The sequence below is a fragment of the Microbacterium sp. LMI13-1-1.1 genome (genome assembly GCF_040815625.1).
Lineage (GTDB): Bacteria > Actinomycetota > Actinomycetes > Actinomycetales > Microbacteriaceae > Microbacterium > Microbacterium forte.
Map to the genome: position 1 here is coordinate 82,475 of NZ_JBFPNL010000006.1, position 25,074 is coordinate 107,548.

General features: G+C 65.9%; 23 protein-coding genes. 17 read left to right on the forward strand and 6 right to left on the reverse strand.

The annotated features are described in order from the left end of the window. Positions 1-11: 11 nt before the first annotated feature. Together MRBLMI13_RS13740 and MRBLMI13_RS13745 are read left to right on the forward strand one after the other, a co-directional pair. A complete protein-coding gene (locus MRBLMI13_RS13740) occupies positions 12-1,055 on the forward strand; it encodes a hypothetical protein (RefSeq protein ID WP_367823742.1) in 1,044 nt (347 codons plus the stop codon). Between the two features lie 28 nt (positions 1,056-1,083). Beyond that, the gene (locus MRBLMI13_RS13745) at positions 1,084-2,091 is read left to right on the forward strand and encodes an alpha/beta hydrolase (RefSeq protein ID WP_367823740.1); all 1,008 of its coding nucleotides are present in this window, start codon (positions 1,084-1,086) and stop codon (positions 2,089-2,091) included. 19 nt (positions 2,092-2,110) lie between these two features. On the opposite strand, the gene MRBLMI13_RS13750 is transcribed toward MRBLMI13_RS13745, so the two are convergent. Beyond that, positions 2,111-2,746, reverse strand: a complete 636-nt coding sequence (locus MRBLMI13_RS13750) for a GntR family transcriptional regulator (RefSeq protein WP_228385561.1) — start codon at positions 2,744-2,746, stop codon at positions 2,111-2,113. Positions 2,747-3,184: 438 nt separating this feature from the next. Then, positions 3,185-3,673: a YajQ family cyclic di-GMP-binding protein gene (locus MRBLMI13_RS13755; RefSeq protein ID WP_042538692.1), complete on the reverse strand. Its 489-nt coding sequence runs from the start codon at positions 3,671-3,673 to the stop codon at positions 3,185-3,187. Positions 3,674-3,860: 187 nt separating this feature from the next. On the opposite strand from MRBLMI13_RS13755, the gene MRBLMI13_RS13760 reads away from it, so the two are divergent. The 14 genes from MRBLMI13_RS13760 to MRBLMI13_RS13825 all read left to right on the forward strand — a co-directional run bounded on the left by MRBLMI13_RS13760 (position 3,861) and on the right by MRBLMI13_RS13825 (position 19,845). Then, positions 3,861-5,069 carry a sugar ABC transporter substrate-binding protein gene (locus MRBLMI13_RS13760; protein WP_367823738.1) on the forward strand — a complete coding sequence of 403 codons (1,209 nt, stop codon included), beginning with the start codon at positions 3,861-3,863 and terminating at the stop codon, positions 5,067-5,069. 67 nt (positions 5,070-5,136) lie between these two features. After that, positions 5,137-6,741, forward strand: a complete 1,605-nt coding sequence (locus tag MRBLMI13_RS13765) for an ABC transporter permease subunit (protein WP_367823736.1) — start codon at positions 5,137-5,139, stop codon at positions 6,739-6,741. Between the two features lies 1 nt (position 6,742). Beyond that, positions 6,743-7,666: a sugar ABC transporter permease gene (locus MRBLMI13_RS13770; protein ID WP_079113413.1), complete on the forward strand. Its 924-nt coding sequence runs from the start codon at positions 6,743-6,745 to the stop codon at positions 7,664-7,666. A gap of 72 nt (positions 7,667-7,738) precedes the next feature. Next, positions 7,739-7,891: a hypothetical protein gene (locus MRBLMI13_RS13775; protein WP_367823733.1), complete on the forward strand. Its 153-nt coding sequence runs from the start codon at positions 7,739-7,741 to the stop codon at positions 7,889-7,891. 132 nt (positions 7,892-8,023) lie between these two features. After that, on the forward strand, positions 8,024-9,064 hold the full coding sequence (locus MRBLMI13_RS13780; RefSeq protein WP_042538699.1) for a hypothetical protein: 1,041 nt from the start codon (positions 8,024-8,026) through the stop codon (positions 9,062-9,064). 68 nt (positions 9,065-9,132) lie between these two features. Then, complete coding sequence (locus MRBLMI13_RS13785) at positions 9,133-9,564, forward strand: hypothetical protein (protein WP_367823731.1); 432 nt, start codon at positions 9,133-9,135, stop codon at positions 9,562-9,564. Positions 9,565-9,623: 59 nt separating this feature from the next. Beyond that, positions 9,624-10,271, forward strand: a complete 648-nt coding sequence (locus MRBLMI13_RS13790; RefSeq protein ID WP_042538702.1) for a hypothetical protein — start codon at positions 9,624-9,626, stop codon at positions 10,269-10,271. A 213-nt stretch (positions 10,272-10,484) separates the two neighbouring features. Continuing rightward, complete coding sequence (gene rpsL / locus MRBLMI13_RS13795; RefSeq protein WP_042538704.1) at positions 10,485-10,853, forward strand: 30S ribosomal protein S12; 369 nt, start codon at positions 10,485-10,487, stop codon at positions 10,851-10,853. A gap of 5 nt (positions 10,854-10,858) precedes the next feature. Then, complete coding sequence (rpsG, locus tag MRBLMI13_RS13800; RefSeq protein WP_042538706.1) at positions 10,859-11,329, forward strand: 30S ribosomal protein S7; 471 nt, start codon at positions 10,859-10,861, stop codon at positions 11,327-11,329. An 84-nt stretch (positions 11,330-11,413) separates the two neighbouring features. Further along, positions 11,414-13,531: an elongation factor G gene (gene fusA / locus MRBLMI13_RS13805; RefSeq protein WP_042538708.1), complete on the forward strand. Its 2,118-nt coding sequence runs from the start codon at positions 11,414-11,416 to the stop codon at positions 13,529-13,531. A gap of 148 nt (positions 13,532-13,679) precedes the next feature. Further along, positions 13,680-14,870 (forward strand): elongation factor Tu, encoded by a 1,191-nt coding sequence (tuf, locus tag MRBLMI13_RS13810; RefSeq protein WP_042538710.1) that lies wholly within the window; start codon positions 13,680-13,682, stop codon positions 14,868-14,870. Between the two features lie 193 nt (positions 14,871-15,063). Further along, the gene (locus MRBLMI13_RS13815; RefSeq protein ID WP_367823727.1) at positions 15,064-15,732 is read left to right on the forward strand and encodes a VanZ family protein; all 669 of its coding nucleotides are present in this window, start codon (positions 15,064-15,066) and stop codon (positions 15,730-15,732) included. A 102-nt stretch (positions 15,733-15,834) separates the two neighbouring features. Then, the gene (locus MRBLMI13_RS13820) at positions 15,835-17,118 is read left to right on the forward strand and encodes an ATP-grasp fold amidoligase family protein (protein ID WP_367823725.1); all 1,284 of its coding nucleotides are present in this window, start codon (positions 15,835-15,837) and stop codon (positions 17,116-17,118) included. 168 nt (positions 17,119-17,286) lie between these two features. Beyond that, positions 17,287-19,845: a glycosyltransferase gene (locus MRBLMI13_RS13825; RefSeq protein WP_367823723.1), complete on the forward strand. Its 2,559-nt coding sequence runs from the start codon at positions 17,287-17,289 to the stop codon at positions 19,843-19,845. A gap of 66 nt (positions 19,846-19,911) precedes the next feature. Here the strand turns inward: MRBLMI13_RS13825 and MRBLMI13_RS13830 are convergent, their stop codons facing one another. The 3 genes from MRBLMI13_RS13830 to MRBLMI13_RS13840 all read right to left on the reverse strand — a co-directional run bounded on the left by MRBLMI13_RS13830 (position 19,912) and on the right by MRBLMI13_RS13840 (position 21,910). Beyond that, positions 19,912-20,430, reverse strand: coding sequence for an acyltransferase (locus tag MRBLMI13_RS13830; protein ID WP_367823721.1), 519 nt, complete (start codon positions 20,428-20,430; stop codon positions 19,912-19,914). A 103-nt stretch (positions 20,431-20,533) separates the two neighbouring features. After that, positions 20,534-21,580, reverse strand: coding sequence for a polysaccharide pyruvyl transferase family protein (locus MRBLMI13_RS13835; RefSeq protein WP_367823720.1), 1,047 nt, complete (start codon positions 21,578-21,580; stop codon positions 20,534-20,536). Positions 21,581-21,664: 84 nt separating this feature from the next. Further along, positions 21,665-21,910, reverse strand: a complete 246-nt coding sequence (locus MRBLMI13_RS13840) for a hypothetical protein (RefSeq protein ID WP_367823719.1) — start codon at positions 21,908-21,910, stop codon at positions 21,665-21,667. Positions 21,911-21,958: 48 nt separating this feature from the next. Here MRBLMI13_RS13840 and MRBLMI13_RS13845 point away from each other — a divergent pair, with 48 nt between their 5' ends. Further along, positions 21,959-22,615 carry a hypothetical protein gene (locus MRBLMI13_RS13845; protein ID WP_367823718.1) on the forward strand — a complete coding sequence of 219 codons (657 nt, stop codon included), beginning with the start codon at positions 21,959-21,961 and terminating at the stop codon, positions 22,613-22,615. A 61-nt stretch (positions 22,616-22,676) separates the two neighbouring features. Here the strand turns inward: MRBLMI13_RS13845 and MRBLMI13_RS13850 are convergent, their stop codons facing one another. Then, complete coding sequence (locus MRBLMI13_RS13850; RefSeq protein ID WP_367823717.1) at positions 22,677-25,067, reverse strand: glycosyltransferase; 2,391 nt, start codon at positions 25,065-25,067, stop codon at positions 22,677-22,679. Positions 25,068-25,074: the final 7 nt, after the last annotated feature.

The following is a 25,074-nucleotide window of genomic DNA, read 5'->3' on the forward strand; positions in this document are numbered from 1 at the left end:
AGGCTGAGTGCATGCGACTGCGCTCTCTGATCGTCTTCGGCACTGCTGCCCTGCTGCTCGTCTCAGGGTGCACTGCCGAGCCGACCGCCGAGCCGAAGCCCTCGGCTTCGCCGTCTGAGTCGCCGTCTCAGACGCCGACGCCGACACCTGCGCCGATCGTCGAGCCGGAGACGGCGTTCGACGTGACGTGCGACGACGTCGCCGCGACGATGGCGGAGCTCGTGGGCGAGCCGTCGACACCTGTCGAGCCGGTGCTCTCAACAGTGTCGGCGATGAGCTGGCTTCCCGGTCCGGCGCAGCACATGTTCCAGCGGGCCGGCGGAATCGCCTGCTCGGCAGGCGACGCGGAGCGCAAATGGGAGGTCACGATCGTCCCGGATGCGCAGGCGGTGATCGCCGGCGCGACCGAGCGTCAGGGTTTCTGGGGCGAAGCGGCGAGCTGTGAGAACGGACGCTGCGGGTTCGAGCTGCCAGACGGAGACGTGCTGCTGTCGGCCACCGTCGTCGACCCCGATCTCGGCGCGGACGACACCTCCCCGATCGAAGAGGCGCTGCGGGGGATCGCGGCGTCGGCGGCGTCGAGCACGCGCGAGGTCGAGTACGTCGACAGCGACCTCGTCGGTGCTCCGTGCGAGCGCTTCGTGACGCCGGAGCAGGTGGACGCCGCATTCGGAGTCTCGGACGCGGCTCTCTTCACGGACTTCGGCGGCTGGGGGATCCCTGCTGAGGTGTACGAGGTCGTCAACGGCTCCCGCATCTGCTATTTCAAGTCGGCCGGAAGCGAGTACGAGGGATCGAGCTATCTGATGCTCACGACGCTTCCCGCAGGAGCATGGGCGTTCGAGAAGCTCGATGGCGACCCTGTCGAGGTTGAGGGCGCCGATGCCGCCAAGGCCAGTGAGGGCCAGTACGGCGAGAAGATCCTCGACGTGCGCGTCGGCCTCGACTGGATCCGCCTGATGACCTACGACAACGGATCCGGTGCCGCCGACCCGGCTCCTCTGGCAGAGAAAATCGTGCGCAACTTCACGGTCGGACACACCGCTCCCGAGTAGCCCGCACGCCGTCGGCTAGCCTGGCGGCATGCCTGAGTGGATACCGGACGTTCTCGGCGACGAGTTCGAGCAGCTCACGCTCGAACTCGGTGAGGACGACGAGGGGCCGTTGGTCGCCACTCTCGTGCGAGCCCTGCCGCGGGAGCAGCCGTGGTGGAATCGCATGCGGGGGCATCGTCTTCCGCTCGAGGACGTCGACGTGCTCTACGTGCACGGCTGGTCGGACTACTTCTTCCAGAAGAGACTCGCTCGCTTCTGGACCGCGCGAGGTGCGCGCTTCTTCGCCCTTGACCTGCGCAAGTACGGACGCAGTCTGCGCGATGGCCAGACGCCCGGGTACATCACCGACCTCGGCGCGTACGACGACGACATCGCCGCGGCGCTGCACGCGATGGGCCGCAGCCCCGAGACGACCGCATCCACGCGCCGCCTGGTGCTTCTCGGACATTCCACGGGCGGGCTCACGCTGAGCCTGTGGGCATCGCGGCACCCCGAGACAGCGGATGCCGTGATCCTGAACAGTCCGTGGCTCGAGTTCCAGGTCGCATCGGCCCGCCCGCTGATCGCCCCCGTCGCCGAGCTCCAGGCGCGGTGGGCTCCCCGCGAGGTCGCCCCGCAGGTCGATCTCGGGTTCTACACCCGGGCGCAGCAGGAGGTCGCCGACCCCGAGGATCCTGTCGAGGTGAACCTCATGTGGCGACCCGCGCAGACGATGGCCGTGCACGCGGGATGGTTCCACGCGATCCTCTCCGGACACGCCAAGGTCGCGGCAGGACTGACGATCGACGCAGCCGTGTGCGTGCTGCTCTCCGCACGCTCGGCGACGCCCACACGATGGTCCGAGGACCTCACCCGAGCAGACTCGGTCTTGGTGGTCGACGACATCGCGCGGGCGGCGCTGAAGCTCGGTCCGTCTGTCACCGTCGAGCGCATCGACGGTGCCCTGCACGACGTCTTCCTCTCTCGCCATGAGGCGAGAGAGGAAGCGTATCGTCGCCTCGACCGGTGGGTCAGAGGCTGGACGGCCGCGCGCTGACAGCGATCAGACGCAGCGGTCAGACGTAGTGCATCAGTCGGGCCTGACGCTCTGCGTCATCGGCATCGCCGCGCAGCACCGCGTCGTGGAAGTCCCGATAGACCTGGAGCATGCGCTCCCGGTCGTTCTCGGGAACGCTCCAGCCGCGGAGGTTGCGGAACAGCGCCATGCTCGCATCGTTGATCAGCACCTGATGCTGTGCGTTCCGGCTGCGCGTGCTCAGAAACGAGAACACCGCCCACCTCGTGTTGGAGATGTGCACGTCGTCATCGAGCGCCGTGTACATCTGCTCGACGAGTTCGGCGAGGCTCTCGCGTTCTTCCTGGCTCATCCGCGCGACGCCCATTCGAGCCGCAATCCCCGCCTGATACCCCGCGAACTCTAGCGTCTGCTCGACGGTCTCGGGTGTGACCGCCGTGACCTCGGTGTATCTGCTCGGGTACATCGTCACGAGCCCGAGACGCTCGAGGCGCTGTAACGCCTCTCGCACCGGAGTCCGCGACACATGCAGCTCTTCGGCGACATCGACATCGCGGATGCGATACCCCGGCTCCAGCACACCGTCCACGATCTGCGCGCCGATGTGCTGAAAAACCTCCTCTGCTAAGAGCTGCTTGCTTTCTCTGACACTCGTCATCGAGCTGTTGGTGTTCATGGACTGCCCCCAGTTGCTTTCCAGATCCGGGCTCCCCATGATGTGCCCGGACGGCCACTACATCACGAAGTGGATCGCGATGCCAATAATCCACAGACGAGTTTTCGGACGAGCATGTCGGGGCTCGCGCTCGGTGCGTCGTCGCGGGATCAAGTACGGGTGATTTCTGTGGCCGACGGGTGTTTGGGACACCCGCCGGCCACAGACGATGGCGTGCACGGAGCTGTACTGCGCCCAGTCCCCACAAGGCGGGAACCGCGATCCGCGAAGCGCGGAGCCGTGGTTCGGCAGCGCGTCATGCATCGCCGCATCGTCTGTCGCATTCGGGACGCGACTGCATCCAGTCTCGGGCACTTCGGCCCATATATCGGAATGCGATCGGCGGGCATAGAGAAGGGGGACGGATGCCTCGGCATCCGTCCCCTGAGATCTGCGAGGTCAGCGGTAGTTGATGAACTGCAGGTCGAGATCGAGGTCCGAGCCCTTGAGCAGGGAGATCACGGACTGCAGGTCGTCACGGCTCTTGGACTGCACGCGCAGCTCGTCGCCCTGGATCTGGCTCTTCACACCCTTGGGGCCCTCGTCGCGGATGATCTTGTTGATCTTCTTCGCGTTCTCCGACGAGATGCCGTCCTTGAGGGTCGAGACGATGCGGAACTCCTTGCCGCTCGCGAACGGGTCGCCCGACTCGAGGCTCTTGAGCGAGATGCCTCGCTTGATGAGCTTGGACTGGAAGACGTCGAGAACGGCCTTCGCACGCTCTTCGGTGCCGGCGATGATCAGGATCTGCTCGCCGCTCCAGGCGATGGACGAGCCGGTGCCCTTGAAGTCGTAGCGCTGCTCGATCTCCTTGCGCGCCTGGTTCAGGGCGTTCTCGGCCTCCTGGTGATCCACTTTCGAGACGATGTCAAAGGAACTGTCAGCCATAAGCAAAGTGTATCGACACCGTCGTTTTCATGCTTGCTTGGAAGCGCTTCCATCACACCTCAGCCGACATTCCGCGGTTACAGCTTGATATCGAAGGCTTCTTGCATTGCGATTCCTGCCGATCTCGATGCATACTGTAAGCGCTTGCAGTCCTGCAGGCCACAGCACTTCAGAGAGGCACACACCAATGAAGGTGAACAAGAGGGGCATCGTCGCCGCCGGCGTCATCGCGATCGTTTCGACTCTTACGCTTGCCGGTTGCTCGACCGCGACCGATGGCGGCGACTCGGCCGAGGGCGAGAGCGGCGGATCGCTGACCGTCTGGGTCGACGCCGAGCGTGTCGACGCGCTGCAGAGCGCCGCCGACTCCTACGAGGAGAAGACCGGGGTCAAGGTCGAACTCGTGGGCAAGTCCGTCGACGACATGAAGGACGACTTCATCCAGCAGGTGCCGACCGGCAAGGGCCCCGACGTCGTCATGGGAGCGCACGACTGGCTCGGCGAGCTGTCCACGAACGGTGTCGTCGCTCCGCTCGAGCTCGGCGACTCGTCGGCCGACTACCTGCCCGTCGCACTTCAGGCTGCGACCTACGACGGCACCGTCTACATGCTTCCCTACGCGGTCGAGAACATCGCCGTGCTGCGCAACGCCGACATGGTCCCCGCCGCCGCGACGAGCTTCGACGACATGGTCTCGAAGGGCACCTTCGTGGTCGAGCAGGGCACCGAGGGCAACCCGTACCACCTGTACCCGTTCCAGACGGCATTCGGCGCCCCGGTCTTCGGCACCGACGACTCGGGGAGCTACGACTCGAGCGACCTCCAGCTCGGCAGCGAGGGCGGCTTCGCCTTCGCCGACTGGCTCGCCGCTCAGGGCGCAGCGGGCACCTTGAACACCGACATCGACGGCGAGATCGCCAAGCAGCAGTTCCTCGACGGCACCGCGGCCTTCTGGCTGACCGGCCCGTGGAACGTCGGCGCCGCGACCGACGCCGGCATCAACGTCGCGATCGACCCGATCCCGAGCCCCACGGGCGAGACCGCCTCGCCGTTCGCCGGCGTCAAGGGCTTCTTCGTGAGCTCCGAGTCGAAGAACAAGGTCGCCGCGAACGACTTCCTCGTGAACTACATCGGCACCGAAGAGGTGCAGCTCGAGCTGTTCAAGGCAGGAAACGTCCTGCCCGCGCTGACGGCCGCAGCCGACTCCGCAGCATCCGACCCGATCATCGCCGGCTTCCAGGCCGTCGGTGAGGACGCGGTGCCGATGCCGGCCATCCCCGCCATGGGCTCCGTGTGGGAGTTCTGGGGCGTCGCAGAGGCTGCCATCATCAACGGCTCCGACCCGACGACGACGTGGCAGAAGCTCGTCGACGACGTGACCGCAGCAATCAAGTAACGACACCCAGCACCATCCCTGCCGGGGCGGACCTCGTCCGCCCCGGCAGCTCGACGACGGGGACGAGATGACAGAACTCGCTGAGCCCACGGCTCCACTGAACAAGCGCCAGCGCCAGGCGGCGAAGATCGCCGAGGCCGCGTCCGGGCCCATCGGCTGGATGCTGCTGAAGATCCTGCTGCTCGCCATCGTCGACGCCATCGCGCTGTACGCGGCGTTCGTCCTCTTCGGCCAGCAGGAGTGGCTGGTGCTCGGCCTGGTCGTGGCCGTCACGGTGCTCGTCAACTACATCTACTTCTCGCGCAAGCGAATTCCCGCGAAGTATCTGACCCCCGGCATCATCTTCCTGATCATCTTCCAGGTCTTCACACTGCTGTACACGGGGTACATCGGCTTCACGAACTACGGCACCGGGCACAACGGCACGAAGGACCAGGCGATCTCGTCGCTCCTCGCCTCCGCCCAGGAGCGTGTCGAGGATTCCGCCACCTATCCGGTCACGGTCGTCGAGCAGTTCGGCACCTACGGTCTGCTCGTGACCGACCCCGAGTCCGGTGACGCGCTGCTCGGCACCGCTGAGCAGCCCCTGCAGGAGGTCGACGCCGAGTTCGAGGGCGATCAGGCCGTGGCCGTCGACGGCTGGACCACGCTCCCGCTCGCGAAGGTGTTCACCCTGTCGGAAGAGCTCGAGCAGCTCTCGGTTCCCTTCAGCGACGACCCCAACGACGGCAGCCTGCGCGCCCCCGACGGACAGAAGGGGTACCTGTACGTCTCGACGCTCGAGTACGACGCAGGCGCCGACACCATCACCGACACGACGACCGGCGCGGTGTACTCCGACACCGGTCAGGGGTCGTTCATCGCCGAGGACGGCGCCGAGCTGCTGCCCGGCTGGCAGACCACCGTCGGCTTCGACAACTTCGTGCGCGCGGTGAGCGACGAGAACATCCGCGGTCCGCTCATCTCGGTGACGATCTGGACCTTCGTGTTCGCACTGCTCTCGGTCGCGACCACGTTCTTCCTCGGACTGCTGCTCGCACTGGTCTTCAACAACACGCGGATGCGGTTCCGCAACGGCTATCGGATCATCCTGATCCTCCCGTATGCGTTCCCGGCGTTCCTGTCGGCCCTCGTCTGGGCGGGCATGATGAACGAGAGCTTCGGATTCATCAACCAGGTGATCTTCGGGGGAGCGGACATCCCGTGGCTCACCGACCCGAACCTCGCGAAGGTGTCGGTGCTGCTGGTCAACCTCTGGCTGGGCTTCCCCTACATGTTCCTCGTCTGCATGGGCGCCCTGCAGGGCATTCCCGAGGACGTCAACGAGGCGGCCGTGATGGACGGCGCGAACCCGTGGCAGGTCTTCCGCCGCATCAAGCTGCCGCTGCTGCTCGTGACGGTCGCGCCGCTGCTGATCTCGTCCTTCGCGTTCAACTTCAACAACTTCAACCTGATCTACATGCTGACCAAGGGCGGGCCGCGGTTCGAGGACGTCAGCATCCCGGTCGGGCACACCGACATCCTGATCTCGATGGTCTACAAGGTGGCGTTCACGGGTCAGTCCCGCGACTACGGCCTCGCCTCCGCGTTCACGATCCTGATCTTCATCGTGGTCGCGACGATCTCGATCATCAGCTTCCGCAAGACCAAGGCCCTCGAGGAGCTGAACTGACATGAGCACCACGGACACCGGCACCGCCCGCCCCGTCGCCGTCGCGCAGAACCTCGCGCCCCGTCGCCGCAGCTTCGGCGCGTGGTTCGCAGACACCGGATGGCGCCATGTGGTCGCCATCGTCGTGAGCGCCTTCGCGCTCTTCCCGCTGCTGTACGTCGTCTCGGCGTCTCTCAATCCGAAGGGCACGCTGACCGGCTCGAACCAGCTCTTCTCCGCGTTCGGCTTCGACAGCTACGTGCGCATCCTCAGCGATCCGCAGAACCCCTACGGCCTGTGGTTCCTGAACACGCTGGTCATCGCGGTGGTGACCGGCGCCGTGACCGTCTTCATCGGGGCTCTCGCGGCATATGCCTTCTCGCGCATGCGCTTCGCCGGTCGTCGCATCGGCCTCGTCACGATCGTCGTCGTGCAGATGTTCCCGCAGCTCCTGGCCGTGGTGGCGATCTTCCTGCTGATGTCGACGCTCGGGGACTGGTTCCCCGCGATCGGCCTGAACACGCACACCGGCCTGATCCTCGTCTACCTCGGTGGCGCGCTCGGCGTGAACACCTACCTGATGTACGGCTTCTTCAACACCCTCCCGATGGAGCTCGACGAGGCCGCCCGCATCGACGGCGCCGGTCACGCCCGCATCTTCTTCACGATGATCCTGCCGCTGGTCGCCCCGATCCTCGCGGTGGTCGCGCTGCTGTCGTTCATCGGCACGGTCAACGAGTACGTGATCGCGAGTGTCATGCTCGTCGACGTCGACCAGCAGACCCTGGTCGTCGGCCTGACGAAGCTCGTCGCGAACCCGCGCTACGCCGACTGGTCGGCGTTCTCGGCCGGCGCGGTGATGGCGGCGATCCCGGTGATGATCCTCTTCCTATTCCTTCAGCGATACATCGTCGGCGGGCTGACGGCCGGCGCGACGAAGGGCTGACCTGCGGTCGTGGTCGCATCGTTCGCGGCGTTGCGACCGCCGGCGCGGCGCCGGCGGTCGTAGCGTGATGGCATGACGCGTGTCGCGGGGCGAAACGCGGTGATCAGCTGGATCGCCGCAGTGCTGTGCATCGGCGTGGTGGGCGCCCTGATCTGGTTCTCGATGCCGATCGTGCCGGTCGTCGCCTCGTTCATCGGCGACGCCCTCCGCGCCACCGTTCGCTGACGGTGCCGCCGCATCTCGTCCCGAGGACGAGATGCGTGATCACGGGCTCAGCGACACGTCGGCACGCCTCCGTCGGGGCGCGGGCGCGCGGCGGTAATCTCGCAGAGCACACATCCGATGAGAGGCGCACCCATGAGTGACCCCGAGGTTCCACAGCCCGAGCGGCCGAAAGACGTCAACGACGTCGTCGACAGCGCGAACGCTGGACTCGACGATGCCGCCGCAGCGAGTGCAGGCGTGCACGGCACGCCCGCGGACCCCACGCACGAGACGTCGGCTCCCGCTCCGACCCAGCCCGCGGTCGACCCCGATGTCGCCGCATTCGAGGCTGCCGAGAACGAACACCCCGGCACCTTCGCGACGCCGGAGCTCAACGACCCGAAGTACCTCGACGACGCAGACGACACGACGAAGTCGTGGAACACGGATGCCGACGCGACGAAGTCCTGGAACACGGACGCCGACGCGACGGCTGCGTACACGCCGCCGGCCGCGCACGAGCAGTCCGCCCTGGCCGGAGCCGCGTACTCGTCGGCCGACCAGACGGAGACCCGGATCGTCCCGTCGGAGCCGGCAGCCGCCGAGCCGGTCGTCGTTCCGATCCAGCAGCAGCCGATCTTCGTCCAGGCTCCCGAACCGCCCCGTGAACGAGGCAACCGCGGCACCGCGGGCGCGATCGGCCTGCTCGCGACCATCGCCTTCGCGATCCTCTACCTGGGCGCGACGCTCGGCCTCCGTGCCGTCGCGGGTGACATCACCGGCGAGAACATCGGCGAAGCCGCTCTCGCTCCGCTGATGACCTGGGGCTACTGGGTTCCGGTCGTCGGGTTCTTCCTCGGCTTCTGGCTGCTCGGCGCCTTCATCAACCGCGGACGCTGGGGACTCTGGGTGGTCTTCGGCATCATCGTCGGTCTCATCGCCTACGGCGGGCACATCCTCGGGGCGCTCTTCGAGGCGCCGTTCTGGCTGCTCACCGCTCGGGAGGGCAGCGAGCTCATCGGAGCGCAGCTCTTCCACCCGCTCGCCATCGCGGCATTCGTCTTCGCCCGTGAGCTGACCATCTGGTTCGGCGCATGGGTCGCCCGCAGCGGGGCACGCAAGACCGAGCTCAACGCCGAAGCGCAGCGCGAGTACGAGCGCACGCTCGAGGCCGGCCCGACGCTGGCGAGGTAGTCACGAACATGTCGTCGCCGAACCCCCGTGGACCCGAGTCCCCGGGGGTTTCGGTCATTCTGGCGCTGGTGCTCGCCACCATCAGCTTCTTCGCGCTGGCGGTGTTCGGCCTCGGCGCGGTGAGCGTCGCCACCGACAGCGACATCATCGCCGTCCCCGGTCTCGGTCAGCTGCCCGGCGCGATCGGGATGCTGGCGGCCGTCGTGGCGTTCGCGCTGTCGCTGTGGTCGTCGCTGCGGCGGACGCAGCCGTCGTTCGTGTCGGCGCCGGCGGTCGCATTGGCCACGGCGCTCGCGCACCTGGTCGTCGTGTGGATCGGCGTCATCGCCGCCAGCGGCGACATCATCGTCGCGACGGTCGTCGCGGGTGACCTCGTGCGCGGGGGAGCGAGCGCGGTGCTCCTCGTCGCGTCCGCGATCGCGGCCTGGGGCGGCATCGCGCTCCGGCGCACGCGTGCTCAGCATCCGCAGTGGCCGTGGGAGCGCGAAGAAGACGAGTGACGCCCCGCCGTGGCGTGGAAATCTCCACGTCGGCGGCGGCCGCGCCGTACGCTCTAGGTGTGGAGCGCTCGTTGGAGACGCAGGTCGACCAGGCCGTCGAGGCCTGGTTGCGCTGGGTGCCGCGCTGGGAGCCGGCGACCCATCGCGGTCGGGTCGCGCCCTGTCGACGTTGTCTGGGGTCGCCGATCCTGTCTGCGGCGGGCATCGGCTCGAACACGCCGCACGGTGTGCAGCACGGTCTCTCCACGCGGATCAAGACGATCGTCGACCACGCCGTGGCCGAGTACACCGCCAGGAACCTGCCGATGCTGCAGCGCGAACTCGATCAGCAGGCCGCGCGCAACCGGGCACGCAGCTACCGCCCGGCCGACGGTCTGGATCCCGAGTTCGACGGGCTCCCGCTCGACCCCGAGCCGGTTCCGGGCGCCCCGTTCCTCTTCACGATCGCCGGCATGGCCGACGAGGCAGTCGCCGATCTGCCGCCTCTGCCCCCGTTGAGCGACGAGGCGAAGGTCGCCCTGCGTCAGGAGGTCGCCCTCGCCGACGAGTACGCGAACATGGTCGGTCGCGAGATCTGCGGCATCCTGCTGCGCCACCGCATCTACATCCAGGCTGCGATCTCGCAGCATGTCGAGCCGCAGATCGAGGCGCTGCTGGCTGAACTCACCGACTCGCTCGACTCCCCGTTCGACGCGGATCAGTCGTAGATCGCTGCAGCCCTCATTTGACCACCACGTTACGTGGCATTACACTTGATCAGGTGTGTGCACGTCTCGACGTGCGCGCTGGGCGTCGGCACCATGCCGGTCCGCCCCCACGGCATACCCACCACCACAAAGGCGCGTCGATTCCGGCGTGCCGGTGGGTCACTGATGTGAAACCCATCACGCTGTCACCGTGCAGCATTATGAGGAGAGAACGTGCCAACCATTCAGCAGTTGGTTCGCAAGGGTCGCTCGCCCAAGGTCACCAAGACCAAGGCGCCCGCACTCAAGTCGAACCCGCAGCAGGCCGGGGTCTGCACCCGCGTCTACACCACCACCCCGAAGAAGCCGAACTCGGCGATGCGCAAGGTCGCTCGTGTGAAGCTCCGCAACGGCACCGAGGTGACCGCGTACATCCCGGGTGAGGGTCACAACCTCCAGGAGCACTCGCTGGTGCTCGTCCGCGGTGGTCGTGTCAAGGACCTCCCCGGTGTTCGCTACAAGATCGTCCGTGGCGCCCTGGACACCCAGGCCGTCAAGAACCGTAAGCAGGCTCGCAGCCTCTACGGCGCAAAGAAGGGCTGAGTCCAATGCCTCGTAAGGGTCCCGCCCCCAAGCGTCCCGTCGTCAACGACCCGGTATACGGCGCTCCGATCGTCAGCCAGCTGGTCAACAAGATCCTGGTCGACGGCAAGAAGTCGCTCGCCGAGTCGATCGTCTACAACGCCCTCAAGGGCGTCGAGGCGAAGAACGGTCAGGATGCCGTCGCCACTCTGAAGAAGGCGCTCGACAACGTGCGCCCGACTCTCGAGGTCAAGAGCCGCCGCGTCGGTGGCTCGACCTACCAGGTTCCGGTCGAGGTCAAGCCGCACCGCGCGAACACCCTCGCGCTGCGCTGGCTCGTCAGCTACGCCAAGGGTCGTCGTGAGAAGACGATGACCGAGCGTCTCCAGAACGAGATCCTCGACGCGTCGAACGGTCTCGGTGCAGCGGTCAAGCGCCGCGAGGACACGCACAAGATGGCCGAGTCGAACCGCGCGTTCGCTCACTACCGCTGGTAAACAGCTTCGCCTGCCCCCGGCCACACGCCGGGGGCAGGCACCCCCTCTTCGCAGTACGACTGCCAAAAAGATAAGGACACTCCTGTGGCACAAGACGTGCTCACCGACCTGAGCAAGGTTCGGAACATCGGCATCATGGCTCACATCGATGCCGGCAAGACCACCACCACCGAGCGCATCCTGTTCTACACGGGCGTCAACCACAAGCTCGGCGAGACCCACGACGGTGCCTCGACCACCGACTGGATGGAGCAGGAGAAGGAGCGCGGCATCACGATCACGTCTGCCGCCGTGACCTGCTACTGGAACAAGAACCAGATCAACATCATCGACACCCCCGGTCACGTGGACTTCACGGTCGAGGTGGAGCGCTCGCTCCGCGTCCTCGACGGTGCTGTCGCAGTGTTCGACGGCAAGGAGGGCGTCGAGCCCCAGTCCGAGACCGTGTGGCGTCAGGCTGACAAGTACAACGTCCCCCGCATCTGCTTCGTCAACAAGATGGACAAGCTCGGCGCGGACTTCTACTTCACCGTCGACACCATCATCAACCGCCTCGGCGCCAAGCCGCTGGTCATCCAGCTGCCCATCGGTGCAGAGAACGACTTCGTCGGCGTCATCGACCTCGTCGAGATGCGTGCTCTCGTCTGGGCTGGTGACTCCAAGGGTGACGTCACCATGGGCGCCTCCTACGAGGTCCAGGAGATCCCGGCCGACCTCAAGGACAAGGCAGACGAGTACCGTCAGCAGCTCCTCGAGACCGTCGCCGAGACCGACGACGCTCTGCTCGAGAAGTTCTTCGGTGGCGAAGACCTGACCGTCGCCGAGATCAAGGGCGCGATCCGCAAGCTCACCGTGGCTTCCGAGATCTACCCGGTCCTCTGCGGCTCGGCGTTCAAGAACCGTGGCGTCCAGCCGATGCTCGACGCGGTCGTCGACTACCTGCCGAACCCGCTCGACGTGGGCTCGATCCAGGCTCACGACCCCAAGGACTACGACACGATCATCGAGCGTCACCCCGACGCCAAGGACCCGTTCGCGGCTCTCGCGTTCAAGGTCGCGGTGCACCCGTTCTTCGGTCGCCTCACCTACGTGCGCGTCTACTCGGGCCAGCTCGACTCCGGAGCCCAGGTCGTCAACTCGACCAAGGGCAAGAAGGAGCGCATCGGAAAGATCTTCCAGATGCACGCCAACAAGGAGATCCCGGTCCCCTCGGTCACCGCGGGCAACATCTACGCCGTCATCGGTCTGAAGGACACCACCACCGGTGACACCCTCACCGACCCGGCCTCGCCGGTCGTCCTCGAGTCGATGACGTTCCCCGAGCCCGTCATCGAGGTCGCCATCGAGCCGAAGACCAAGGCCGACCAGGAGAAGCTGGGTGTCGCCATCCAGAAGCTCGCTGAGGAGGACCCGACCTTCCGCACGGAGCTCAACCCCGAGACCGGTCAGACGACCATCAAGGGCATGGGTGAGCTGCACCTCGACATCCTCGTCGACCGCATGAAGCGCGAGTTCAACGTCGAGGCCAACGTCGGCAAGCCGCAGGTCGCGTACCGCGAGACGATCCGCAAGGGCGTCGAGAAGTACGACTACACGCACAAGAAGCAGACCGGTGGTTCGGGTCAGTTCGCGAAGATCCAGTTCAACATCGAGCCGCTCGACCTCGACGACGAGAAGACGTACGAATTCGTCAACTCGGTCACCGGTGGTCGCATCCCGCGTGAGTACATCGGCTCGATCGATGCCGGCTTCCAGGATGCGATGAACGTCGGCGTGCTCGCCGGATACCCGATCGTCGGCGTCAAGGCGACGATCGTCGATGGTGCTGCTCACGACGTCGACTCTTCGGAGATGGCGTTCAAGATCGCAGGATCCATGGGTATGAAGGAAGCTCTTCGTCGGGCCAACCCGACGCTCCTCGAGCCGCTCATGGCGGTCGAGGTGCGTACTCCCGAGGAGTACATGGGCGACGTCATCGGTGACCTGAACTCGCGTCGCGGCCAGATCCAGTCGATGGAAGACGCCGCAGGCGTCAAGGTCGTCCGTGCGCACGTGCCGCTGTCCGAGATGTTCGGCTACATCGGCGACCTGCGTTCGAAGACCTCGGGTCGCGCCGTCTACTCGATGGAGTTCAACAGCTACGCTGAGGTTCCCCGCGCGGTGGCCGACGAGATCGTCCAGAAGCACCAGGGCGGCGAGTAACACTTTCCTGGGAGCCGGGTTTCGGCTCGGCTCCCAGGTCACCTACAACTTCACATTCCCTCTCTACTAAACTGAGATTCACACCCGTAGAGAACCGGTCGCAAACCAGTGCCCGGCACCCTCTACATGACGTCCTGAGGAGGACCCAGTGGCTAAGGCCAAGTTCGAGCGGACCAAGCCGCACGTCAACATCGGAACCATCGGTCACGTTGACCACGGCAAGACCACGCTCTCCGCAGCGATCTCGAAGGTGCTTGCTGACAAGTTCCCGTCTGACACCAACGTGCAGCGCGACTTCGCTTCCATCGACTCGGCGCCGGAAGAGCGCCAGCGTGGAATCACCATCAACATCTCGCACATCGAGTACGAGACCCCGAAGCGCCACTACGCGCACGTTGACGCCCCCGGCCACGCCGACTACGTCAAGAACATGATCACCGGTGCTGCTCAGATGGACGGCGCGATCCTCGTGGTCGCCGCCACCGACGGCCCGATGGCTCAGACGCGTGAGCACGTGCTGCTCGCCAAGCAGGTCGGCGTGCCGTACCTGCTCGTCGCGCTGAACAAGTCCGACATGGTCGACGACGAGGAGATCCTGGAGCTCGTCGAGCTCGAGGTCTCCGAGCTGCTCGCTTCGCAGGGCTTCGCCGAGGACGCTCCTGTCGTCCGCGTCTCCGCTCTCAAGGCCCTCGAGGGCGACGAGAAGTGGGTTCAGTCGATCCTCGACCTCATGGAGGCCGTGGACGAGAACGTTCCGGACCCCGTGCGCGACAAGGACAAGCCGTTCCTGATGCCCGTCGAGGACGTCTTCACGATCACCGGTCGTGGAACCGTCGTCACCGGCCGCGCCGAGCGTGGCACGCTGGCCATCAACTCCGAGGTCGAGATCGTCGGACTCCGTCCGACCGTCAAGACCACGGTCACGGGTATCGAGATGTTCCACAAGCAGCTCGACGAGGCATGGGCCGGCGAGAACTGTGGTCTCCTGCTCCGTGGCACGAAGCGTGAGGACGTCGAGCGCGGTCAGGTCATCGTCAAGCCGGGTTCGGTCACGCCGCACACCGACTTCGCCGGTACCGCGTACATCCTGTCGAAGGATGAGGGTGGGCGTCACAACCCGTTCTACACGAACTACCGCCCGCAGTTCTACTTCCGCACCACCGACGTCACCGGCGTCATCACGCTGCCTGAGGGCACCGAGATGGTCATGCCCGGCGACACCACTGACGTGACGGTCGAGCTGATCCAGCCGATCGCCATGGAAGAGGGCCTCGGCTTCGCCATCCGTGAGGGTGGACGCACCGTCGGCGCCGGTACGGTCACGAAGATCATCAAGTAAGCATCTGCTTTCTCGCACAGGGGTCGGGCCTTCGGGTCCGGCCCCTTTGTCGTACCCGGGTGCGGACATGTCGTGAGCGCGCAGGTTCTCGGCGACTTCGCGGTGAGACGCGACTCGTGACGGATAACATGGCCCGAGCCTGCCCGCGGGCATCGCCGTCGCCCGACCTCGGGCGTGAGAGAGGAACGGGACCATGACACAGATCCAGGTGGGACCCCCGCCGCCGCGAAGCCACGCGCGGTTGTGGATCTCGACGCTGCTGCTGATCGTGTACTCCGCGTTCGTGCTGCTGGTCACGATGTGGCCGCAGCCTGAGCAGCTCGAGTTCGACAGCATCGCGGGGCGTGTGCTCCGTGCGCTGCACAACCTCGGCGTGCCCGAGCGATTCGACTACAACGAACTCGAGTTCGCCGCCAACATCGGCATGTTCGTTCCGCTGGGTTTCCTGCTCGGCCTCGCGCTCGCACGCAAAGCGTGGTGGGTCGCGATCTTCCTGCTGCCCGCCTTCTCGGGCGCGATCGAGTTCACGCAGGGCATCGCGCTCGACGAGCGCGTATCGACCGTGCTCGACGTGCTGGCGAACACGATCGGTGGATACACGGGCCTGCTGCTGGCGATGATCCTCAGGGCGATGATCCACGCCAGGGATCGCACCATGATCGAACGAGAGCTGTGGGAGCGACGTGCCGCTGCGGCCGAACTGCAGCGGCAGAACGCGGCGCGCGCGGTTGCTCGCGCGTCACAGCCGGCGCCGCACGAGCAGGCGCAGGCGTGGGCTGAGGAGCCCGATCCGGTGACCCGCGTGCTGGACGCGGACTTCTGGGAGACCGGTGACGCGCCTACCGTGCGGATTCCTGTGTAGATCGGGGTGGTGCTCTGCGCGTCAGATAGTCTGAGCGAACCGGTCGCTTCTCCAATAACGTAGGGCTTCAGAATGACTGTACGAGTACATCTGGACGGAGTCGTGGGCGACTTCCTCAAAGGCTGGGCCGTCGATGACGACGCTCCGAGCGTCCCGGTGGTCGTCGAGGTATTCGCGGAGTCCCGGCGGCTAGGCTCAGTCGTAGCGGACAGAGAGAGAAGAGATCTGGCGACCGAGGAGGGGCGCAGCCCTTCGATCGGGTTTCGATTCGTGCTGCCTGCCTCGCTGCTCACCGGTGATGAGGAGCAGTTCACCGTGCGAGCCGTGGTGGCGACCGATGGACAGGCGACGGCCACTCGCACTCTCGCGACGACCCGGTTGGCGTTCGCGACACCGGCGGGCAAGCCGTGGGTTCTGGCATCGGATGACATTCCCAGCGTGGAGGGTGATGTCGACGACGAACTCCGGAGCATTCTCGCGTGTGCGAGTGCCGGCGAGATCGACGAAGCGATCGGAATGGCGCGCGCGAAGTTTCGGTTGAACCGTGAGCTGTTCGGCGTGGATACCGGACTGGTCGAAGCCGTGTCGCGCCACACCGGCGTGAAGACATTCGAGCAGCTGATGACCGACCGGCGCCATGAGTGGTTCGAAAGCGGCAACCATTCCTTCTGGCAGAGTCGGCTGGAGAAGAAGGACGCGATGCACGCGTTCGCACGTGAGAACCTCGTGGAGATTCCACGACAGATCGCACATTTCTCGGACCCGGAGGAGCTGCTGCAGCTCGACCTTCCGCAGCGCTACGTGGCCAAGCCGGACGGTCTGGCATCGGCGAAGGGAGTCTTCGCCGTATCCCGCGGTGTCAACGTGTTCACCGGCAAGCCCATCTCACCGGATCGCATCGTGGCGAACTGGCAGAAGCTCGCGAGCGAGACGGACCGGGTCGATATGTACATCGTCGAGGAGTTCGTCGCGGACCGCTTCGCTCCGGAAGCGAACGTCATACCCCTTGACTACAAGTTCTACGTGTTCCGCGGCATCGCCGGGTTCCTCGAAGTGTTCGACCGCAACTACCCCGGACCATCCAGACGGCCCTACTCGGTCACGTGGCGCCCTCTGCCGCACCCGCTGGAGTTGGGCCGGACCCTGGGCAACGCGATGCGCGAGCCCGACAACCTGAGCGAAATGATCAGCGTCGCGGAGCGGCTGGGCAGTGAGGTGGGAGCGTTCTGTCGCGTCGATCTCTTCAACACACCGAGAGGCCCGGTCCTCGGGGAGATCACCATCTTGCCGGCGAACGGAAAGAACCGAACCGCCTATGCGAATGTGATCACCCAGCAGGCGTACATCGTGTTCGAGGACCAGGAGCTCTGGTCCACCGACGCGTGATGCACTGAGCGGGCGCATCCCCCGCCGGGCGGACACGAAACACGACCGACACTCAACGTGGTTAGGATTGATCCGACCGTCCAACGGCCTCGATCGGGTGCCGACGCTGAGCTGTGAAGCGAGAGTAATACTGGTATGCAATCCCCTGTTCTCCTGCCGACTCCTCATGTGTCGATCATCATCCCCATGTACAACGACGAGGAATGGATCGCCGCGGCAGTCGAAAGCTGCATGCGTCAGACGCTGAGCGCGATCGAGATCATCTGTGTAGACGATGCTTCCACGGACCGCAGCGGAGAGATCGTCGAGCGTTACCAGGCCGTCGACCCGCGCATCCGCCTCGTTTCCTTCGACCGCAATCGCTCGGCCTTCCAGGCTCGACGAGCGGGCATCATGGCCGCGACGGCTCCGTATGTGCTGTTCCTCGACGGTGACGACGAGCTCGCTCCGGATGCCGCTGAGAAGGCCACGGCTGAGGCGCAGAAGACGAGTGCGGATCTCGTCGGCTTCGGTGTCGAGGTCGTGACTCCAGACGGGCGAAGCGGTGGGGGCTTCGAGAAGCGGCTGCAGCCATCCCACGAGCTCCTCGAGAACGATGCCATCCTTCCGAGTCTCTTCCCCGTCGGAGTGCCCGCGCGCGGGCAGATCTGGCGCTACCTCTTTCACGTCGGGCTGCTCCGTGTCGCCTATGCGCAGCTCTCACCCGACCTCGAGCTCTACCGAGCCAATGATCTGCCCATCGCATATCTTGCGATCGCGGCGGCGCAGCGGTACGTCTCACTGCCGGCGAAGCTGTACCGCTACAACTTCGGCCGAGGAATCAGCGGACACCGCGTCGAGGAGGCTTCGCAGTTCGAGTTCTACCTGCGCGCGATCGACTCGATCGACAGCATCGCGCCGGCGGTGCGCGAGCAGGCACGCAAGCGGATCGACCCGGATCCCCTCATGGACAGCTATGCGTCCGCCAGGTTGTCGGTGATCGGCAACCTGCTCAACTACCTGATCAACAACACAGCGGAGGGCGTTCGGGCCGACTGCCTCGGGCTGCTGCGCGAGCGCGTCTCCGAAGAGGATGTGGTTCTGGCGGCGACGGGGTTCTGCCCCGGGGCGCTCGCGCTCCTGGCGCAGAGCAGCGACCGGATCGAGCTCGGCAGCCGCCCGATCCGCAGCGTACTGCTGACGACGAAGTCGCTCACGACAGGCGGGGTGTCCGGCGTTCTCCTGACGCAGGCCAGAGTTCTCCTGGACGCAGGATACGACGTCACGATCGCAGCGCGACGGCCGGGCAGCTCGGCGGACGCAGTCCCGTACGGCGCGAAGTTCGTCGAGATCGGCGAGGGGAGCCTCCTCGCACAGGTCACTCAATGGGGCGAGATCTGTCGTCGGGAGTCCATCGATCTCGTTATCGACCATCAGATCCTCTACAGCAGAGATTGGCCTGCGTACGCGCTCATCGCGCGTTCACTGGGGGCTGCGACCATCGGATGGGTCCACAACTTCGCTGCCAGGCCGGTCTACGACCTCAACGACCTCACCTCGCTGATGACCGATCATCTCGGCGCGCTCGCTCAGCTCATCACCCTCTCACCGCTCGACGTCGCATTCTGGAAGCTTCGTGGCATTCGACATGTGGCGTATCTCCCGAATCCGCCGTCTCCGATGATCCTGGAGGCGCCGATCGAGAACATCGTCAAGACGGCGCCTCAGGGACGCCCGGTGAGACTCCTCTGGTGGGGGCGTCTCGAACAGCACACGAAGCAGGTCCGCCAACTTCTGCTCGTGGCGGCAGAACTCCGGAAGCTCGGCGTCGCCTTCGAGATGAAGATCATCGGGCCGGGGTGGGCGGAAACGGAACCGCACATGCTCGAGGCAGAGGCCCGCAAGCTCGGGCTGGAGGAGGTGTCGGTCCCGGGACCGTTGTACGGCGAGCATCTGCTCTCCGCCATCGATGCCGCGGATATCTTCGTCAACACCAGCGTCATCGAGGGATATCCCCTGACGATTCTCGAGGCTCAGGCGCGCGGCCTTCCCGTGGTCATGTACGACATGCCCTGGCTGGCTCTCGCTGCCGACAACGGGGGGATCGTGAGCGTTCCTCAGGCCACCCCGGCGGCGTTCGCACGTGAGGTCGTCGCGATCGTCGAGAGTCCCGATCGCTACGACGAGCTCTCCCATGAATCCCTGGCCGTGGCCAAGAGGAAGCGCGACTTCGATTTCGGTCAGACGTACCGTCAGCTCGTCGAAGGAGAGCTGCCTGCTGCCTTCTCACCTGAGCCCACGCTCGACGATGCACAACGCCTGATCGATCTGCTCATCTTCTTCACCGAGCGCAACGCCGGTCTCAGGGCGAAGAAGACGGCGGCAGTCGCGGCCGCGAGGAAGGCCACCGCAGAAGCGGCGGCGACCAAGAAGGCGGCCGCAGTCGCAGCCAAGGCGGCTGCGAGGAAAGCAGCGAGGATCGCCGCCAAGGCCGCGGAGAAGAGCGCGACGAGACAGGCGGGGGAGCGGACTCAGAGTGCGACACCGACTGCGGCGAGGATCTCACGGCAGTCGACGAGTCCGTCGCCGTCCGCTCAGGCGTCGACGCGAGCGAAGACCGCCCCTCCGGTACAACCGGATCCGCTGCTCGTCGGCATGATCCGGCCGCTCGGGCGCGTGGTCCTGAAGGTCATGCCGGGCTTGCGGCCGACGGCGCACAAGTTCAACAAGATGGTTCGAGAACGCTGACCGCTGCCTGATCGGAGAACCGACTCGTGCTCCGATCAGGACTGGAGCTCCTGTCGGCTGGTGGCGCTACGACGCTGTGTCGGTCGGTTCCGTCGAGGCAGTGCGGGCGGACTCTCCTGATCGATCGTCGATCGGCAGATCGCGGATGAACCGAGCGGGGACCCCGCCGTAGAGGGTGTTGTCCGGAACATCCTTGGTCACCATCGCGCCGGCGGCGATGATGCATCCCTCGCCGATCGTGACGCCGCCCAATACCGTCACCGATGCCCCGATCCATGTTCCTGCGCCGATCACGATCGGATCGAATCGGGACTTGCCCGCGCGGCGGGAAGGCGGGCCCACTTCGTGAGTGTCCGAGATGAGGCGAACGAAGGGGCCGATCCGCACCCCGTCGCCGATGGACGTGTTGGGGCGGATGTACGCGTCTCTGTTGATGAAGACGTTGTTCCCGATCGTGACCGGGCCGAGCATCTCGGTGCCTCGGTAGAAGTTCGCCCCGTCGCCGATCGTGATCGGGCGATCGTCGCTGTGGGAGAAAGAGACGCGCTGATGGATCTTGGATCGGTCGCCGACGGTCAACACCATTAGTGCAGTATATTGGCTCGCCACCTGCAGGGCGCCCGTCGCTGTCCTCCTGCCGCTCTCCATCCGGGGCCCGTCGGCGATGGGAACGGTGAGAAGGGCCGTGTCAGTCGGCGTCGATGACGTCGTGGATTCGCTTGGTCAGCGCTGCCAACTCATCGCGCGCGGTGTCGATCGACGGCGCGAGCAGAGGGAGGTGCTCGTCGAGCCGTGCGGAGAACTCATCGATCTGGTCGTAGCGCCCGACGAGCTCGCCGAGACCGGCGGTGGCCAGGAGGCGATGGATCTTCTGCGGGTCGGCGCCCGAGCCGATGGGATATGCTCCCTCGGATGCCGCGATGATGAGGCCGTGCGCTCGATCGCTGACCACGAATCGGGACATCTTGAACGCGCCGCGTGCATGCGCGTCGAGAGTGGCATGGTCCATGCCGGGAGGCATCAGGTACTCGCCGCCGAGTTCCTCGGCGAGACGGACCGCCCGAGGTGCGTCGCGCGAGACCTGAGCGAGAGTGACGATCCGCGTCGACGTGCGCGAAGCCAGATCGCGGACGGATGCGATCCATCGCGAACCCGGCCACGGACGATCGAATCGGAGCGTCACCGCGAGCAGAGGACGCTCATCCGCCGGCGCCCATTGGCTCGTCGGCGTTCCGAGGGAATACGCCCAATCGGGTGCGACGTCGCCGAATCCTGCGGCGTCACGAGAAGGAGTATCGCGCCAGGAGACGATCGCCGCGTTGCGAAGAACATCGTCGAACTCCACTTGCTCGATCGACGAGGGGTCCTTGATCCCGAAACCGGCCGCGATGAACACGCCGCCGGCGTCGACGGTGCGGCGCAGCTCGCGGGTGCGGTGGATGTTCGGGAACAGTCCTGGCGGCGGATTGATCTCTCCCGCGTTGAGGAAGTGAACTCCCCGACGCGCGGCATCACCGGCGGCCAGCCAGGTCGGCCGGTGCGTGTAGATGCGGTCGCGCCTGCCGAGCGCGAAGCCGGAGGTGTAGTCGGGGGTGGCTGCACCGAAGTAGATGTGCAGGCGCCGACCTTCGCCGCGAGCGGCGTTGAGATAAGCGAGCCGGAGGGCCGAGTCGCCGAGGTTGTCGTCCTGCCCCGCCAGGTGGAAGAAGAGATCCTGGGGTCTGTTGGCGCTCATCACGGTCCAGCATATAGTTGTCGAGTGCGTCTCGCGAATCCCGGTAGTCGAATCGATCCCCTCGTGGTGCTGACGGATCACCGCTCACCGCAAGCCAACGTCAGTTACATCGATCAGATCATCGGTGAAGGCGTCGACGGCATCAAGTTCTCCCATTTCGCGCGCGAGCTCAGAGACCTGGACGTGGACGTCGTCCACGTCAACCAGGCGGTCCGGTTGCTCGGCGGAGCGGGCACGACGAACGACGAGCGTGCCGACATCGCACAGGCGGTCGTCGCTGAGCTGCGACGACGCGAGCTTCCCCTCGTCCAGACGCTGTACGGTCCCCACCAGGGTGCGGGCGCCGAGTGGCGTCGCGCGTTCGACGATGCCACAGCGATGTTCATCGTCCTCGACGAGGCGACCTCGACCCCTGCCCCCGGGCGCACGACCGTCATCCCTCATGCGCACTATCGTGATCGTTTCGTCGGGTACCCGCGCAAGGAGCAGATTCCTGGTCGACTCCTCGCCATCTCACCGAATCGCCTCGTCAAGGTGGCGGCCGGCCCGCTGAAGATCTTTCCGCTCACCAATACTCCGGGCCTCTCCCTCCGCGTGATGGGGCAGCCCAATGCGGCCCTCGATGCCTTGCTCGAGAAGGTCCTGGGGCGTCACCCTGAGCGTGTATCGGCGGTGACCGGTCTCGTCTCCGACGCGATGATGGTGAACGAGATCAGCGCTTCCGAGCTGGTCATTCTTCCCGACAACGCAACTTTGGTGGACGAGAGCATGCTCATGCTCGCGCTGAGCCTCGACAGGCCCGTCCTCGTTCCCGAGTCGGCGGCCACCCGCCTGTTGGCGGAAGAAGTCGGGTCCGGCTGGGTGCATCACCACGCGGGGGCAGTGACCGCCGAGCGGCTGGACGAAGTCGTGGATGCGGTCCGTAACACGCCGCGCTCGGAACATCCCGATCTCAGCAGGCGCGACGCGGGCGCGACCGCCGCACGGTATGCCGAGGTGTTCCGGTCTGTGGCGACGAGCGACGTTCCCGCCTGACTCGCATCGCCGGCGACGGGAACGCCGTCCGCGCACCGCTTCCGCTCCTGAGCGACCCCTGTCAGCGGCTCAAGAGCGCATGCTTCACCCGCGCTGCCGTGGGACGCAACCACGGGGCCATGTCGAGCACCACATGGGCAGCCGGCGTCACGCGCGCGACGAGACGCCAGGTGCGCGAACGAGCAGGAGTCGCCCGGCGTCCCGCGGCCGGGCGGCCCCGCCTCGACGGCGCGGATCTTTTCGCCGCCGCGTTGCGGACCTTGGCGTTCTGCTCGGTGAACAGCACCACCAGGTCGACGAGCCGACGGATGTCGTCCGTGGTGGGGGAGGGCGAATGTGAGGCTGGGAGCTCACCATTCACCAGCTGCTCGTAGAGAGACGCGAAGTCGTACGTGAGCTCGCGGCGACCGGCCTCGATAGAGGCCCGTGAGAGACTGTCGTACATCGTGGGCGTCGCAGCGATCTCGGCGATCCTCATCGCCAGACCTGCGGCGTCGCCCTGACCGGACGTGACGATACCGGCATTGTCCTCGGCGACGGCGAGCCACGGCAACTCGTACATCGCGACGGGCAGGCCCCGCGACTGGGCTTCGGGAATCGTGAGCGGGTATCCCTCGATGACACTGGTGTTCACGAAGAGATCGCTGGAATCGATGGCAGCGATCAATTCGTCGCCGTGGAGGGGGCCGACCGCGTGCACGCGGTCGGCGACACCGTGCTCGGACGCGAGGGCCATCAGCTTCTCAGCGCTCATTCCGCTCCAATCCGGGCCGACGATGCGCATCCGGAAGTCGACGCCGAGACGGTCGAGCTCTGCCGCGACCAGGACCAGTTCTGCCACACGCTTCGTGCGCTGCTCGAGTCTGCCCCACCAGATGAGCTCGATCGGACGCCGCTCCGGGGCATGCTTGGGCTCCGCGACCGCCGATGACTCGAGCAGCAGCGGGGAAGGCGGGTTCGGCAGGTAAGAGACTCTGGGCATGCCGCGCAGCTTCCAGAACGCGACATCGAGCGGAGACAGCACGATCAGGTGTGAGAGCGCAGACACATGGCGAGCCTGGAAGTCCAGGCTGTTGAGACCGAGGAGAAGTGACCGGCCCGCGAAGTTGTGGGCCCAGCCGATGGTCGCCGCTCCCTCGGCACTCGCCGCGAGGGCGAACGCCGGCCACGTCCGCGTGTAGAGCCAATGGTGTTCGATCACGACATCGACCTCGCGGGTGCGGCACAGCTCCGCCCACTGATCGAGCTTCGAAGCGAGATCAGGGCCGTCGACCTCGACGAATTCGACTCCGGGCGGAACCATCGCTGCATCGCTCCCGGGCTCTCGCGCCGCGATGGTCACCGAATAGCCCGCCTGGACGAGGAACCTCGCCTGCGAGAGCAGAACCCCCGACACGCCGCCGGTTCGCACGATGTTGGTGGTGAGCAGCACGTTGCGGACAGCTCGTTCGCCCAGGTGCCTGACACCGAGGTGACGGGCCGCCGTGTCGAGGGCTGCTGGCCAGAACCGCGCGGTTCCCTTGACGATATCGCGCGCGGGCGCACGGGTCAGAAGATGCTGGAACGTGGCATCGAGCAGATGCTCGGCCGTGTGCTCGGCGAGGTAGTAGGTCGTGTAGCCGATGATCGATGACCGAGCGGCCTGGTAGGTGTCGACGATGAAATCGGATTCGTCGCTCCGCGCGGAGATCCGATCGACGGCGGGCGCGATGGTGTTGATCGCGTCGATCGCTCCTGCATAGAACTTCGCCCAGCCGAGGTCCGCCACCTTCTGCCCGCTGCCCCCTCGGCCGAAATGATAGCGATACAGGCGGTCCGGCATCGAAGCGTACTTCGTGGCCAGCGCCGCGGCGAGGAAGGTGATGGGCAGGTCGTTCACACGCGGGATCACGAGGTCGTCCGGCATCAGCGCGTACGCGTCGGCGAGGACCTGTGTACGGAAGAGGAAGCGCCAGAGCTGTCCCTGAGCGGGTTGGTCGACCGGGAAGAGGCCCCGAAGAACGTCCGTCCCGGTGAGTCCGTCCTGCGTGGGCTGCAGTCGTGCTTCGAAGCCGCCGCCGGTCGCGCCGTCGTTCCTCACGACGTCGATGCCGAACTGCACGAGGTCAGCACCGGTCGCGACGGCCCTCGCCAGGGACCGCTCCGCAGCGACCTCGGCCAACTCGTCGTCTCCGTCGAGGAAGAGCAGATGCGCGGCCCGTGCCTCGAGGATGCCGATTCTCCGCGCCTGGTACGCAGACAGGTTCTGCCCCTGCCGGATGACCCGGACGCGCGCGTCTCGCATCGCGTACTGCTCGACGATCTCAGCGGTCCCATCGCTGGATCCGTCGTCGACGACGATGACCTCGACCGCCTGCAGAGTCTGGCGAAGACAGCTCTCGACAGCTCCGGCGATCACCTCGGCGTCGTTGTAGACGGGAATGACGATCGATACGAGTGGCGTGGATTCCATTCTGCTC